General features: G+C 70.1%; 10 protein-coding genes. 9 read left to right on the top strand and 1 reads right to left on the bottom strand.

Translation table 11 applies throughout. The features are described from left to right. From ACFY2X_RS23990 to ACFY2X_RS23950, 9 genes are all read left to right on the top strand, one after another. On the top strand, nucleotides 1-330 hold a 330-nt coding region (locus ACFY2X_RS23990), incomplete at its 5' end, for a phosphopantetheine-binding protein (protein ID WP_389941215.1). After that, the gene (locus ACFY2X_RS23985; protein ID WP_389941213.1) at nucleotides 327-3,329 is read left to right on the top strand and encodes a type I polyketide synthase; all 3,003 of its coding nucleotides are present in this window, start codon (nucleotides 327-329) and stop codon (nucleotides 3,327-3,329) included. The genes ACFY2X_RS23990 and ACFY2X_RS23985, both read left to right, overlap by 4 nt. Beyond that, nucleotides 3,326-8,005, top strand: a complete 4,680-nt coding sequence (locus tag ACFY2X_RS23980; protein WP_389941211.1) for an amino acid adenylation domain-containing protein — start codon at nucleotides 3,326-3,328, stop codon at nucleotides 8,003-8,005. The genes ACFY2X_RS23985 and ACFY2X_RS23980 overlap by 4 nt, the downstream gene beginning before the upstream one ends. Further along, nucleotides 8,002-9,021 (top strand): methyltransferase, encoded by a 1,020-nt coding sequence (locus tag ACFY2X_RS23975; RefSeq protein ID WP_389941209.1) that lies wholly within the window; start codon nucleotides 8,002-8,004, stop codon nucleotides 9,019-9,021. Before ACFY2X_RS23980 ends, ACFY2X_RS23975 begins: the two co-directional genes overlap by 4 nt. Continuing rightward, on the top strand, nucleotides 9,018-10,343 hold the full coding sequence (locus tag ACFY2X_RS23970; protein ID WP_389941207.1) for a cytochrome P450: 1,326 nt from the start codon (nucleotides 9,018-9,020) through the stop codon (nucleotides 10,341-10,343). The genes ACFY2X_RS23975 and ACFY2X_RS23970 overlap by 4 nt, the downstream gene beginning before the upstream one ends. Next, the gene (locus ACFY2X_RS23965; RefSeq protein ID WP_389941205.1) at nucleotides 10,343-10,996 is read left to right on the top strand and encodes a DUF6875 domain-containing protein; all 654 of its coding nucleotides are present in this window, start codon (nucleotides 10,343-10,345) and stop codon (nucleotides 10,994-10,996) included. The genes ACFY2X_RS23970 and ACFY2X_RS23965 overlap by 1 nt, the downstream gene beginning before the upstream one ends. After that, entirely contained in the window at nucleotides 10,993-12,159 is a 1,167-nt protein-coding gene (locus ACFY2X_RS23960; RefSeq protein WP_389941203.1) for an FG-GAP repeat domain-containing protein, read from the top strand. Before ACFY2X_RS23965 ends, ACFY2X_RS23960 begins: the two co-directional genes overlap by 4 nt. A 26-nt stretch (nucleotides 12,160-12,185) precedes the next feature. Beyond that, nucleotides 12,186-12,413, top strand: a complete 228-nt coding sequence (locus ACFY2X_RS23955; RefSeq protein WP_389941201.1) for an MbtH family protein — start codon at nucleotides 12,186-12,188, stop codon at nucleotides 12,411-12,413. 52 nt (nucleotides 12,414-12,465) lie between these two features. Then, nucleotides 12,466-13,803 (top strand): MFS transporter, encoded by a 1,338-nt coding sequence (locus ACFY2X_RS23950; RefSeq protein WP_389941199.1) that lies wholly within the window; start codon nucleotides 12,466-12,468, stop codon nucleotides 13,801-13,803. On the opposite strand, the gene ACFY2X_RS23945 is transcribed toward ACFY2X_RS23950, so the two are convergent. Continuing rightward, nucleotides 13,793-14,632, bottom strand: coding sequence for a serine/threonine-protein kinase (locus ACFY2X_RS23945; RefSeq protein ID WP_389941197.1), 840 nt, complete (start codon nucleotides 14,630-14,632; stop codon nucleotides 13,793-13,795). The genes ACFY2X_RS23950 and ACFY2X_RS23945 overlap by 11 nt on opposite strands. Nucleotides 14,633-14,727 lie beyond the last annotated feature (95 nt).

Raw genomic sequence — 14,727 nt, 5'->3', positions numbered from 1 at the left:
CAGCACACCATCGCCCACATCTGGCACGACCTCCTCAACCACCCCACCCCCAGCCTCGACGACAACTTCTTCGACCTCGGCGGCCACTCCCTCCTTCTCATTCAGGCCCACGAGCGGCTGCGGGCACTCAAAAGCGATCTCCAGGTCCTGGATCTGTTCCGCTATCCGACCCTGCGCTCGCTGGCCGCCTACCTCGCGGGAGAGGCGCACGACGCTCCGGCCGCATCGGCCGAGGACACGCCGCAACTCGAAGAGCGCCGCGCGGGGATGTCGCGGCTGAAGCAGCGCCGCCGACGCCTGAGCGACGAGTCGAAGGGACACGACAGATGAGCATCGACCACACGTATGACAGCGACAGCGACTTCATCGCGGTCATCGGCATGGCGGGGAGGTTTCCCGGCGCCCCCGACATACGTTCCTACTGGGACAACATCCTCAACGGCGTCGACTCCGTGTCCGCCGCACCGCGATCCTGGTCGGTTCCCAAAGGAGTCCTGGAGGACCACGACCTGTTCGACGCGGAGTTCTTCGGCTTCAGCCCCAAGGAGGCCGAGCGGACCGATCCGCAGCAGCGCCTGTTCCTGGAGTGCGCGTGGGAGGCTCTGGAGCACGCCGGATACGGCAGCGCGAACCGGCCGGTCACCGGGATCTACGCCGGATCGTCCACCAGCAGATACGTGTTCGATGTCCTGTCGAGCCCGCGTCACCGGGATCTGCTCGACGACTCGCAACTGCTCATCGGCTGCGACAAGGACTATCTGACGACACGGACCTCCCACAAGCTCGACCTCCGGGGGCCGAGCGTGGTCGTGCAGACGGCTTGTTCCACGTCGCTGGTCGCCGTCCACATGGCGTGCCAGGCTCTGCTCGCCGGCGAGTGCGACATGGCGCTCGCGGGAGGGGTCGCGGTCAGGGGTGCCGAAGGGCTCGGGCGTGGCTCAAGCCGTCCTGACGGGATGCTGTCGCCGGAAGGGCGCTGCCGCGCGTTCGACGCGAACGCGACCGGGATGGTCAACGGCGACGGCATAGGCCTCGTCGTCCTCAGACGCCTCGACGACGCGCTGCGTGACGGCGACTCCGTGTACGCGGTCATCCGAGGCTCGGCGATCAACAACGACGGCGCCCTCAAGGCCGGATTCACCGCGCCCGCGATCGCGGGCCAGGCACGCGTGATCCGCGCCGCCCACGCCGCCGCCGAGGTGGACCCGGCCACGATCGGCTACATCGAGGCGCACGGAACGGGGACCCGCCTGGGGGACCCCATCGAGGTGGCGGCGCTGGCCGAGGCGGTCGCCGGTGTGGAGCCGGGTGACCGGTGCGCCCTCGGCTCGGTGAAGACGAACATCGGGCATCTCGACGTCGCCGCGGGCGTCGCCTCGCTCGTCAAGGTCGTGATGGCGCTGGGTCATCGGGTCATTCCGCCGACGCTGCACTTCGAGCGGCCCAATCCCGAGCTTCGCCTCGACACCACGCCCTTCTTCGTGAACGGTGCGGTCCGGCCGTGGGAGCCGATAGCCGGGGTACGGCGGGCGGGTGTGAGCTCGTTCGGCATCGGTGGCACGAACGCGCACGTCGTGGTCGAGGAGGCGCCCGAGCCGGAGAGGGCGGACGGGAGCCGTCCCTGGCAGATCATTCCCGTCAGCGCGCGGACCGCCGCCGGGCGTGACCGGGCCATCACGGCCCTGGGTGACGCGGTGCGGGATCTGGACGGCGCGCGGCTCGCCGACGCGGCCTACACGATGCAGGCCGGACGCCAGGAGTTCGAGCATCGGGGCGTCGTCATCGCGCGGTCGGGCTCCGAGGCCGCGGCCGAGATCGCGGCGGCCGGGCATTCGAGGGTCCTCAGGGGCCGGGCGGCCGCTCCGCCTCCGGTGGCGTTCATGTTCTCCGGCCAAGGCTCGCAGTACGTGGGCATGGCGGGCGGGTTGTACGAGGCGGAGCCGGTGTTCAGGCGGGAGTTCGACGCCTGCCTGGACCTTCTCGGCGAGGGTGAGTCCGGGGTCGATCTGCGTGAGACGCTCTGGCCCTCCGGGCACACGGTCGATCCGGAGCTTCCGCTGCGGCGCACGTCGGTGACCCAGCCCGCGCTCTTCGCGATCGAGTACGCGCTCGCGCGGCTGTGGATGTCCTGGGGGATCGAACCGGCCGTGCTGATCGGCCACAGCGTCGGCGAGCTGGTCGCCGCCTGTGTCGCGGGTGTCATGTCGCGCGAGGACGCCGCGCGCCTGGTCATGGCCCGCGGGCACGCGATGGCGGCGAGCCCGCGCGGGGCGATGACGGCCGTGGCGCTTCCGGAGGAGCAGGTTCTCGCCGACCTCGCGGACGGCGTGGAGGTCGCGGCGGTCAACGCGGCGTCGCAGACCGTGCTCGCCGGTGAGATCGCCGCGATCACCGCCCTTGAGGAGCGTTACCTCGGGCGCGGGATCGGCTACCGCCGGCTGCGGACCTCCCATGCCTTCCATACGTCCGTGATGGACCACGCCGCGGAGATGGTGGTGAAGGCCGCGGCGGCGGTGACGCTCTCGCCGCCCCGGCGGCCGGTGATCTCCAATGTCACCGGGCGGGTACTCACCGCCCAGGAGGCGACCGATCCCGCCTACTGGGGACGCCAGGTGCGCGCGACCGTGAGGTTCGCCGACGGGCTCGACGCCGTGGCGGCCGAGGGTGCGCGCCTGCTGGTCGAGGTGGGGCCGGGCCGGGCTCTCTGCGATCTCGTCTCGGTGCGCGATCCGGCCGCCTTCGCCGCGGCGGTGCCCTCGTTACCGGGGCCCGGCCGTACCCGGGACGACCTTGAGGTCATGCTCGGTTCGCTCGGCAGGCTGTGGTCGCACGGGGCCTCGGTCGAATGGGCGGGCCTGCACGAATCCCAGCGGCGGCGCCGGATGGCCATGCCCACCTATCCGTTCGAGCGCCGGCGCTACACCGTCGAGGCGGTGGAGGACCCCTGGGACGCGCGGGGGACGGACCCGGCCGAGGCGCGGCGGCTGGCGGCCGGCGCCGACCTCGACAAGACCGATCTCGACAAGACCGGCCCCAACGAGACGGACTTCAACGAAACCGAGCAGGTCATCGCGGAAGTATGGGAACGCCTGCTCGGCATCGGCGGGATCGGCAAGAACGAGTCGTTCTTCGACATCGGCGGGCATTCCCTGCTGGGCATGCAGGCGCTCGACGAGTTGTCCCGGCTGTTCCGGATCGAGCTTCCGCTGGCCGTGTTCTACGAAAGCCCGACCATCGCCGAACTCGCGCTCCTGGTCGAAGACGCGATCATCGCGACCCTGGAGACGCCTGACCGGGATGCCGACAGCCTGTGGGAGGCGGGGGCATGAGCGAGGGAAGCCAAGCCGAGTCGATCGCCCGGCGCAGGGAGGCGCTGTCCCGGGAGGCCCGCGCCGAGCTCGCCGCCCGGCTGCGCGGTGCGAGGCAGCTCCAGGCCGATCCGGTGGTCCCGCGCCGGGGCGGCGAGGACGGTGAGGATGCGCCGCTGTCCCTGACGCAGGAACAGTTCTGGCTGCGCCAGTACCTCTTCCCCGAGGACGCCTCCGCCAACGTCTTCATGGCCCTGCGCCTGCGCGGACATCTCGACGTCGCCGCGCTGCGGCGTGCCTGCGAGGAGTTGCTCCGCCGGCACGACGTGCTGCGGTCGAGCTTCGTGGAGGTGGACGGGGAGCTGCTGCAGCGGGTGAGCCGCTCGGCTCCGCCGCGCGTTCCCTACGCCGATCTCACCGCCCTCGACGAGGCGGAGCGGGATCGGGAGCTGGAGAGGATCGCGAGTGAGGAAGCCGGCCGCGCCTTCGACCTCGGCACCGGCCTGCCCTTCCGGGCGTCGCTGATCCGGATGGGTGACGACCATCACGTGCTGCTGATCACCGTCCACCACATCGCCACGGACGCGTGGTCGAACACGGTGCTGCTTGAGGAGCTGGCCGCGATCTACGCCGCCACGCGGGACGGCAGCAGGGCGTATCCGCCACCACCGCGGCTCCAGTTCGCCGACTACGCGTCGTGGCAGCGGCGACGGCTCGGCTCCGCGGACCGGGCCGGTCTACCGGACCACCAGGCCGGTCTACCGGACCACCAGGCCGGTCTACCGGACCACCAGGCCGGTCTACCGGACCACCAGGCCGGTCTGCCGGACCTGCCGAACCATCAAGCCGGTCTGCCGGACCATCGGGACCCGGTGCTCGCGGAAGCGTCGCCGGCCCTGGAGCTGCCGGCGGACGGGCCCCGGTCGCCCGGGGTGGCGGGCCAGTCAGGGCGGCTGATCACGACGATCTCCCCGGAGGTGACACGCGAGTTCACGCACTTCTGCGGTTCGATTCGCGTACCGCTTTTCGCGGGGCTGATGGCGGCGCTGCAGGTGCTGCTGCATCGCTATACCGGGGCGTCCGGCTTCCTGGTCGGCGTGCCGTTCGGCGGCAGGACGCGGCCCGAGCTCGCCCGGGTCGTCGGTCCCCTGTTCACGACGGTCCCGATCCGGGCCGACCTGTCCGGGGCGCCTTCCTTCCGTGATCTCGCGACCCGGGTGCGGGCCGCGGCCGCCGACGCCTTCGCCCACGCGGACCGGCCTGCCGACCGCCCGGCCGGTGGCGCGCCGTCAGGCCGGGGAGCGAAGCGCGCGCCGTACGACGTGTTGTTCGCCCTGCAGGACGCGCCGCCGCCGCGGGTGGAGGTGGACGGGCTCACGGTCGAGCCGATCGAGCTGGGGCCGGGCACCGCCCAGTGCCCGCTGACGCTGTCGATCACCCCGGACGCGGGTGGCCTCCGGGTCACCACGGACTACGACCGGGCGGTCTTCGAGCGGGAGACCGCCGAACAACTCGCGCGCCACTACGGCCGGTTGCTGGAGACGCTGGCGGGCGAGCCGGACGTCCCGGTCGGCCGGGTGCCGATGCTCACCTCGGTGGAGCGGAACACCGTGCTGGTGGAGTGGAACCGGACCGCGGCGCCGGTCGCCCCGCCGTCCGTGGTGCATGAGGCGTTCATCCGGCAGGCGCGGCGGACGGCCGACGCCCCCGCTCTCCGCTGCGGGACGGAGCGATTGTCGTACGGCCGGCTGGAACGGCGGGCGCGCGACCAGGCGGAGCGTCTCGTCGCGCTCGGCGTCGGCCGGGGTGACGTCGTCGGCGTGTGCGTGGAGCGGTCGGCCGAGCTGGTGGTGGCGCTGCTCGCGGTGCTGATGGCCGGTGCGGCGTATCTCCCCCTCGACCCGTCGTACCCGGCCGAGCGGAACCGGCGGGCGCTGGCGGGCGCCGGAGCCCGTTTCCTGATCGCCGGTCGCGACCCGCGGTCGCGGGTGGACGCCGCCGGGGTGCGCGTGCTCGACGTCCGCACCTACGAGCGCACCGCGGGCACGACCGGGCGCGGGCTCCCCGTCGTGAGCGGGGACGACATCGCGTACGTGATGTACACCTCCGGTTCGACCGGGACTCCCAAGGGCGTGATGGTCGCCCATGACGGGGTGTGCAACAACCTGGAGTGGCGTCGCCGGGTCACCGGCGTCGGGCCGGGCGACCGGTTGCTGCACACCGTCTCGTTCTCCTTCGACCCCTCGGTCTGGCAGCTGTTCGGACCGCTGACCACGGGCGCCGAGGTCGTGCTCGCCACCCAGGAGGAGGCCGCCGACCCCGAGCGTGTCGGCTCGCTGATCCGCGACCACCGGGTGACCATCGCCGACTTCGTGCCGTCGACGCTCGCGCGGACGCTCGACACGGCGGCGCCCGGTGACCTGGCCTCTCTCACCCACGTGTTCTGCGGCGGCGAGCGTCTCCCCCGTGATCTGGCCGTCCGTTTCCACGAGCGGCTGCGAGCGAGGCTCTTCAACCAGTACGGCCCGACCGAGGCGACCATCGACACGACCTCGCACCCGGTCACTCCCGCCGAGCCGCGCCACGAGACGAGCATCGGCCGGCCGATCGCGAACAAGCAGGTGTACGTGCTGGACGGCGATCTCGAACCGGTGCCCGTGCGGGTGCCCGGCGAGCTGTGGATCGGCGGTGCGGGGCTGGCCTACGGTTACGTCGGCTCCCCGGCCGCGACCGCGGACCGTTTCCGCCCGGACCCCTACGGCCCGCCGGGTGCGCGGATCTACCGCAGCGGTGACCTCGTGCGCCACAGGCACGACGGGACCCTGGAGTTCCTGGGGCGTCTCGACGAGCAGGTCAAGCTGAACGGCGTGCGGATCGAGCCCGCGGAGGTCGAGGACGCGCTGCGCGAGCATCCGGCGGTCGCCGACGCCGTCGTCGTCCTGCGGGAGGTGCGCGGGCGCCCGGCGCTCGTCGGCTACGTGGTCTCCCGCGACGCCGGGGCGTTCGACGTGGCCTCGCTCCGCGGTCACCTCGTGGAGCGGGTGCCGCCCGCCTTCGTGCCCGCCCACCTGGTACGGGTGGCGGAAATCCCCCGAGGTGTGACCGGCAAGGTCGCCGCCGGGCGGTTGCCCGATCCCCCTCCGCCGCCCGCCGGGCCACGCTCCGGGCAGGTTTTCTCGCCCGGTTCCACCGAGGAGCTGCTGGCGGGCCTGTGGGCGGAGGCCCTGGGTGAGGAGGCGGTCGTGACCGGCTCCGACTTCTTCCAGCTCGGCGGTGACTCGCTCCTCGCCGTACGGCTGGTCGCGGCGGTGCGCGGACGCTTCGGGGTGGAGCTGGCGCTGCACGAGTTCTTCGAGGCCCCGACGTTCGGAGAGCTGGCCGGACTCGTCCGCGCCCGGAGTACGGACCGGAGTACGGGCCGGAGCGCGGGCGAGCGGTGGCAGGCGTTCCCGCTGCGCAGGCGGGACACCGACCGGGTTCCGCTGTCCCACGCCCAAGAGCGGATCCACCGGCTCGCCGAGGCGGGCGCCGGGCCGGAAGAACTCCATGTCCCGCTGGTGGCCAGGATCCGGGGCGACCTGGATCTCGACGTCCTGCGGCGGGCGCTGAACACGGTGGTCGCGCGTCACGAGGCGCTGCGCGTCTCAGTCGTCCCCTCATCGGTTCCGGGCCGCCCGCCGGAGCAGATCGTGCGGAAGCCGTACGAGATCGGGATCGAGCGAGGCGCCGCGGCCGTCCCGTCGCCGGAGAGCGGTGAGCTGCTCGCGGCGGAGGTCACCCGCCTCGGCCCGGACGAGCATGAGCTCTCGCTGACGCTCCACCGCGTCGCCACCGACGGCGCCTCGGCGCAGATCCTCGCGCACGAGCTCGCGGTGTCCTACGCGGCGCTGCGTGCGGGGCGCACTCCGGAACTGCCGGAGCTGAGCCTCCAGCATCCGGATTACGCCGCCTGGGAGCGCTCCTGGCTGACCGAAGACGTCGTGGCCGAGGCCGTACAGGACTGGCTGCGCACGATGCCGGAGGCCTCGTGGCCCGTGCGGCCCCTTTCGTACGGCCCGCGCAGGCTACGGCGAACCCTGACACTCGACGCGGAGGAAACCCGGGCGCTCGCCGCCCTGGCGAGAGAGCAGCGATGCGGCCTGCGCACGGTTCTGCTCACCGCCTGGGCCGTCGCGTGCTCCCGGTGCCTGGGTGGCGACCCGGTCGTGTGCGTACCGGTGAGCGGCCGGGATCATCCGGCGTTCCAGCAGGTGATCGGGCGCTTCGTCAACCTGGCGGTGCTACGGGTCCCGATGGACGACACGGATGATCTTCCCGGCCGGATCCAGCGGGTGCAGGCGGTGGCCGTCGACGCCTACCGGCGTCAGCGTTCGCTGCCCTTCGCCGCGCTGGAGCGTGCGGGGGAACGGGAGGGGACCGGCCGGGCCCCCGCGTTCCCGATGATGTTCGACCTCGCCGACCGTCCGGCCGAGCTTCCCCGGATCGGGGGACTGGACATCACGCTCCAGCCTCCCGACGAGCACTGGACGGATTTCAGCCTCGCTCTTCAGGCGCACCACCAAACCGACACGCTGGAGCTGACAATGCTGCATGATCCCGAGGTTCACGGTGCCGAGCCGATGGCCGGCCTGTTCGACGCGTTCCGCGCGGCGCTCGACCACGCGATCGCCCGCCACCGGCGGGAGGGCGGACGATGACACCCTCGCCCCGGGCGCGACTGGCCGAGATGCTCGGCGGGTACCGCCGCACCGCGCTGGTGCATCTCGCGGCCGAGCTGGGAGTTCCCGACCTGCTGGCCGGCGGGCCGCGTTCGGGCGCGGAGCTCTCCGCCTCGACAGGTGTCAGGCACGACCGGCTCCACCAGGTCCTTCGCGCCCTGGCGAGTCTGGGCATCCTGGGACAGGACACCGACGGGCGTTTCTTCCTGACCGAGACCGGCGACCTGCTGCGCGGCGACCATCCGGAAACGCTCCGCGGCCAGGCGGTCTATTTCGGCGGCCTCAGCTACCGGGCCTACTCGGGGCTGTACGACAGCCTGGTCAGCGGGGGCATCGCCTTCGACCACGTCTTCGGCACGAGCTACTACGACCATCTCGACCGGCATCCGGACCTGGCCGGGCACTATCACCGGATGATCGCGCTGGCCCCCGGGGCGGCGCAGCTGATCCAGGGCCTGTTCGACTTCACGTCCTGCCGGACCGTCGTCGACGTCGGCGGCGGGAACGGGTCGCTGCTGGCCGAGATCCTCTCGCTGAGCCCGGCCACGCGGGGAATCGTGTTCGACCTGCCCCTCAGCGCCGAGGCCGGCCGGGAAACCCTGGCCGACCGGCGGATCGGCGACCGCTGCGAGGTGGTCAGCGGTGACTTCCGGGTCTCGGTCCCGCCGGGGGGCGACGTCTACATCCTGTCCCGCGTGCTCGCCAACTGGCCCGACGAGACGGCGGTGAAGATCCTTTCCAACTGCCGCCACGCCATGGGGGCCGGTTCCACCCTGCTGGTGTTCGAACTCCTCATGCCCGAGCGTGTCGAGGACGGGGCCTTCGCCGTCGACGGCGACATCAACGCTCTGGCGCACTTCGGCGGGGCCGTACGCACGCGGGCGCAGTTCGAGCGGCTCCTCACCGAAAGCGGATTCCACCTCGACGAGGTCCGGGAAGTGGTTCCCGGCACCCACTGGTCGCTCCTTCGATGCGCGCCGGAGGTAGCCGGGTGAAGGACATACCGCGGTTTTCCGGCCCTCCCCTTCTGGGGCTGAACCACCGCTTTCTCCGTGATCCGATCGGCATGTTCGTGGAGGCGCATCGGAAGTACGGCGACCTGGTGGAGCTCGACCTGGGGGTCTCCGGGTCGATCTACGCCGCCTTTCACCCCGACGGCGTCAAACAGACGTTGCTGAAAGGGCGGCGCGTGCATCGCGCGCTCCTTCGGGAACTGCTCGGCAAGGGGCTGTTCACCTCGCCGAGCGGCGACGACTGGCTCCGGCGCCGCCGCCTGATCCAGCCGCTGTTCCGCCAGGAGCGCCTCGCGGAGATGGTCCCCCTCCTCCTACGTTCGCTTGACGAGGTGATGGAACGGCACTGGCTGCACGCCGGCACGATCGACCTGGCCAGGGAGATGAAGAGGGCGACGGTCGCGATGATGATCGACGCGACCTTCGGCCGGCATCGTGGCATCGACCGGCAGACCGCCCGGGAGGAGTTGAGCTTCCTCCTCCGATACGTGGACGACCGCCTGTTCACGCTGGTCAAACCGCCTCGGCGGTGGCCCACACCGGACAACCGGCGCTACGTGAGGTCCATCGGAACTCTGCGGGCCATCATCTCCGACGCCGTCCGTGACCGGCGGCGGGGTGGTGGGGACGACGAGCCCACGTTCCTGGACGGCCTGCTGGAAAGCCGGGGCGCGGACCCCTCGGTGAGGTTCTCCGACGAGGAGCTCGTCGACGAGGTCCTGTCGATATTCATCGCGGGCACGGAGACCACCGGCACGGCGCTGACCTGGGCTCTGCATCTGCTCGGCACTCACGCGCCCGTCGCCGCGAGTCTCTACGAGGAGGTGACGAGCACGGTCCCCCAGCGCACTCTCACCGCCGGAGATCTCGCCCGGCTCTCCTGGCCGAGGGCGATCGTGCAGGAGGCCGTACGTCTCTACCCTCCCGCGTGGGCGCTGCGCCGCGTGATCGACGAACCCGTGGAGATCGGCGGCGCGCGGTTGCCCGCGGGATCCCGGCTCATCGTGTCGGCCTACGTCACCCACCGGCACCGGGAGGTGTGGCCGGAGCCCGAGCGCTTCGACCCTGCCCGATGGCTGTCACCCGGCGCCGCCGAGCGCCCCCGCTTTTCCTACCTGCCCTTCGGCGCGGGAGCCCACCAGTGCATGGGCAACCTGTTCGCCCTGCTGGAGGGCGAACTGATCATCACGCGTCTGGCACAGCACTTTCGCATGGCGCCGTGGGGAGCCTCACCGGTCCGGGCGCGCCCGACCATCGCCCTGGCTCCCGTTCCCGCCCCGCAACTGGAGGTGACACCGGTCTGATGAGCACCGTCGTCCCCGGACACGAGAAACGCACGCCGCTGAGCGCGAATGAGGTCGTGCACGCCGGCCGGATCCTGACGTGGCTGCACACCTACATCTCCGAACCGCACACGGAACTCGGGCGGGGAGGGCCCATCTGCCCTTTCGTCCCCGCGTCCCTGAAAACGGACGCGCTCGCATTCGTCGTCCACAGCGAGATCGACGGCGAATCCCCCGAAGCCCTGTCGGACCTTCTCCTGACCCACATGAAGGACTTCGCGGCGGCGGCTCCGAATTCGGCTCACGAGCTGAGACGCCGGAGCCTGATGATCATCGTTCCCAATGTCAAGGAAGAGCGCCTTCACGTACTCGATTCCGTGCAGCGCGAAGTCAAGAACGAGATGGTGCGGAACGGCATGATGCTCGGGCAATTTCACCTCCGATGTCCTGACACCGCGGTTCGCAATCCCGGCTTCCAGGTCTCCATCGCACCGCTGCCATGCTTCGCCATACGACACATGGCGCCGCACGACATTCTCTTTCTCCACGACGACCGGGACTGGTTCGCCGAATACAGGCGGAGATTCGAAAACGAATATCTGCAGGGAAAGGTAAAAGACCCCATGATGCTGGATCTCTACAACAGGGCTCAGAACCACTTGGAGGAGGAATGACCCATACCGCTGGCTCCGCCGGCCGGGCCGGGCGTGTCCGCCGGCTCGTCGTCGTCGGCTCGGTCGCCGCACTGGTGCTCACGGCCTGCGGTTCGCTGCCGCCCGAGACCGAGTTCGGCCCGTCGACCTCGGTCACCGCCGGTGCGGGCCCCGCCGGCCTGGTGACCGTCGACGTCAACGGCGACAACAGGGCCGACCTCATCACCGCCGACTTCATGTCCAACACGATCTCGGTGATGCTCGGCAACGGCAACGGCGGTACGGGCAAGCGGGCGAAGTTCCCCACCGGGATGGTTCCCTCGGACCTCGGGCTGGGGGACTTCAACCGCGACGGCAAACTCGACGTGGCCACCTCGGACTTCGGCCCCGACACCGTGTCGGTGCTGCTGGGCGACGGCAAGGGCGGCTTCCGCGCCCCGAAGGCCTACCCGACGGGCGGCGCCGACCCCAACCGGATCCTCGTCACCGACCTCAACGGGGACACCATCCCGGATGTCGCGACGACCAACTTCCACACCGACAACGTCTCGGTCCTGCTGGGCGACGGCAAGGGCGGCCTCGGCAGGGCGACCGAGTTTCCCGTGGTCTTCGACCCGATCCGGATCATCTCCGCCGACATCAACGAGGACAACAAGGCCGACATCCTGACGGCGAACTTCGGCTCCGACGAGATCGGCGTGCTGCTCGGAGACGGCAGCGGCGGGTTCAAGGCGGGCGACAGCCTGCCGACCGGCGGCGACCCGTCCGCGCTCCTCGCCGCCGACCTCAACGGAGACAAGATCATCGACCTGGTGAGCGGCAGCTTCGACCAGCACGACCTGTGGGTGTATCTCGGCAAGGGCGAAGGCGAGTTCTCCGCTCCCGCCCAGTATCCGACCTCCGGAAAGGCGCCCGCCGCCGTCGTCGCCGTCGACCTGAACGGCGACAAACTACTCGACCTCGCGACGGCGAACTCCGTCTCCAACGACGTGAGCATTCTCCGCGGCGATGGAATCGGACATTTCAGTGAGGCGGCGACGTTCCCCATCACCGGAAAGGACCCGCGAGGAGGAATCGCGGCGCTCGACCTGGACGGTGACGGCTCCCTGGATCTGGCCACCGCAAATCACAACTCCAACGACGTATCGCTCCTCATCAACAAGGGTTCAAGCAGGGATAAATAGCGCTATCTCAGTAAATAGGAGTCAAGTTGCTTATCAAGGACGATGATCCATGTAAGATCGTGGTCAACCATGAAGATCAATATTCAATCTGGCCGCAGGAGCGCGATAACCCGCCCGGTTGGAGTGACGCGGGAAAAGAAGGCACCAAGCGCGAATGCCTGGCCTGGATCGACGAGCACTGGACCGACATGCGTCCGCTGAGCCTGCGTCGACTCACCGAATCGGCCGAGCACGCCGCCGGTAGCGATAAGTGACCGGAAGGGACGTGTCCCGGCCCGCACCCCCAAGCCGAGGAGAGAACAGATCATGTCAGCCTCTGATGCCAGCGCGGGAGCCGAGGCGAAAAGGGCGAGCGCGCTGAGCGTACTGCGCGACAATCCGGGGTTCGCATCCCTGTGGACCTCGCGAGTCATCTCCGTCGGCGGTGACGCGCTCAGTCTTGTCGCGCTGATGCTCTACGTGGCCGACACGGCCGGGCAGGCGATCGCGGTCTCCTTGCTTCTGCTCGTCGGGGATTTCGTCCCTTCCCTGCTCAGCCCCATCGCCGGCGCGATCAGCGACCGCTTCGACCTCCGGCGGGTGATGATCGCCTGCGAGGTCACCCAGGGCGTGATCCTTCTGCTCATCGCGCTCTCGCTGCCGCCGCTGCCTCTGCTGCTGGTGCTGGTGGGGCTTCGCGCGATCGGGGGGCAGGTGTTCCTGCCGGCCTCCCGATCGGCGATACCGGGGCTGGTCCGAGACAAGGACCTGGAGACCGCGAACTCCACGCTCGGGTTCGGGACCAACGCCGCTGAGGCCCTCGGGCCGCTGATCGCGGCCGCGCTGCTCCCCTTCGTCGGCGTCCGCGGTGTCCTCCTGGTCGACGCGGCCTCCTTCCTGCTGGCGGGGGCGCTCCTGCTCCGGCTGAAGCCGCTTCAGCCGGCCCCCGCCGAGGAGGGCGAGAGCTCCTCGCTCCTGCAGGACGCGAAGTCCGGGCTCGGCTACATCTGGTCGGCCAAGGTGGTGCGGATCATCGCCCTGGGTTTCTGCGCCATCGTCGCGTTCAACGGGGTCGACGACGTCGCCCTGGTCCTCCTGGCCAAGGTGACCTTCGCCGCCGGCGACTCGGCGGTGGGCGTGCTCCTGGGCGCGGTCGGCATCGGGCTGGTGTTCGGATACGCCCTGATGGCCCGCTACAGCACCCGCGTGCCGCTGGTGACCCTGCTGGTCGCCGGCTTCGCGGTGAGCAGCGTGGGCAACCTGCTCACCGGGTTGACCTGGGCCGTCGCCGCCGCGTTCGCCACCCAGTTCGTCCGCGGATTCGGCATCGCGGCGATGGACGTGGCCACCAACACCATGCTGCAGCGGCTGGTCCCGGCCGGAATGCTCGGCAGGGTGTTCGGCAACCTCTACGGAGCCATCGGGGTGGCCGCCGCGCTGTCCTACGTCGCCGGTGGTTTCCTGCTCGACGCCACCTCCGCGCCGGTGACCCTCGTCATCGCGGGCGGCGGCGGCACGCTGGCCACCGTACTCGTCGCCCTGACCCTGCCGGGGGTGATGCGGAACGCCCCCGCCCAGGGCACGGAGACCGCCGAGGACGGCGCCGGGAACGGCGCCGAGAAGGACATCGAGAAGGACACGGAACTGCGCGACGTCAGGGAGTAGCGATCCGCCGTAGCGCCTCGGCGAGCTCGCCACAGCCGCTGTAGCGGGCTCGCGGATCCGCGGCCATCGCCTTGGCGACGACACGATCTATCTGAGGTGGGAGGTCGGGGCGCAGCGCGGCGAGGGAAGGATGCCGCGCGCGCCGATGCGAGCCGAGAGCCGGCTCGTGCTCCTGGAAGGGGGCCATCGTGGTCAAACATGCGTAGAGCACACAACCGAGGGCGTAGACATCAGACCGGCGGTCGACCACCTGGGCGGTGATCTGTTCGGGAGCCATGTAGCCCAGCGATCCCACGAAGTAGCCGGTCAGGCCCGTTCCCGGCCTCCGGGTGGAGGCCTCGCCGGTGGCTATGCCGAAGTCGGAGAGGTAGCAGCGCCGGCCCGAACGCGTGTCGACGAGGATGTTCTCCGGCTTCACGTCCCGATGGACCAGCCCCTGGGCGTGGAGATAGTCCAGGGCCTCCCCCGTCTGCGCGACGACCGAAACGGCGTGTTCGAGCGTGAGAGGACCATTCGATTCGAGTAGCGCCCACAGATCTCCGCCATGAATATATGGCATGACCGCATAAAGTGAACCGCCACTCTCGCCGACGCCGTAAACCGGCATCACGTGGGGGTGGCTGAGGCCGGCCGTCGTGCGCCATTCGCGCAGAAAACGCCGGCGGAACATCTCGTCCCGGGAATACGCGGGACGCAGCGCCTTCACGGCCACCCTTCTCCCCAGACGCACGTCTTCTGCCAGGTAGACGACGCTTGTCATCGATCGGTGCAGCTCGCCCTTGATGCGGTGGCCGGGAAGCGAGAAAGCACCCTCATCCGTCGAAGGCAATTTTGGCGACCCCCTTTACTGATGTGATGAGCACAATTGACGATACAACAACGCCATTCAATCAAGAGACTATGCAAGCCGTTATTTCCGTGCTT

The organism is Streptosporangium sp. NPDC000396 (assembly GCF_042898655.1).
Taxonomy (GTDB): Bacteria; Actinomycetota; Actinomycetes; order Streptosporangiales; family Streptosporangiaceae; genus Streptosporangium.
Note: the sequence above shows the minus strand (reverse complement) of the source record. Positions and strands in the feature narration are given on the sequence as shown.

Coding starts and splice junctions, on each gene's coding strand:
- ACFY2X_RS23980 (WP_389941211.1), top strand. CDS start 3,326: ATGAGCGAGGGAAGCCAAGCCGAGTCGATCGCCCGGCGCAGGGAGGCG.
- ACFY2X_RS23985 (WP_389941213.1), top strand. CDS start 327: ATGAGCATCGACCACACGTATGACAGCGACAGCGACTTCATCGCGGTC.
- ACFY2X_RS23960 (WP_389941203.1), top strand. CDS start 10,993: ATGACCCATACCGCTGGCTCCGCCGGCCGGGCCGGGCGTGTCCGCCGG.
- ACFY2X_RS23975 (WP_389941209.1), top strand. CDS start 8,002: ATGACACCCTCGCCCCGGGCGCGACTGGCCGAGATGCTCGGCGGGTAC.
- ACFY2X_RS23965 (WP_389941205.1), top strand. CDS start 10,343: ATGAGCACCGTCGTCCCCGGACACGAGAAACGCACGCCGCTGAGCGCG.
- ACFY2X_RS23950 (WP_389941199.1), top strand. CDS start 12,466: ATGTCAGCCTCTGATGCCAGCGCGGGAGCCGAGGCGAAAAGGGCGAGC.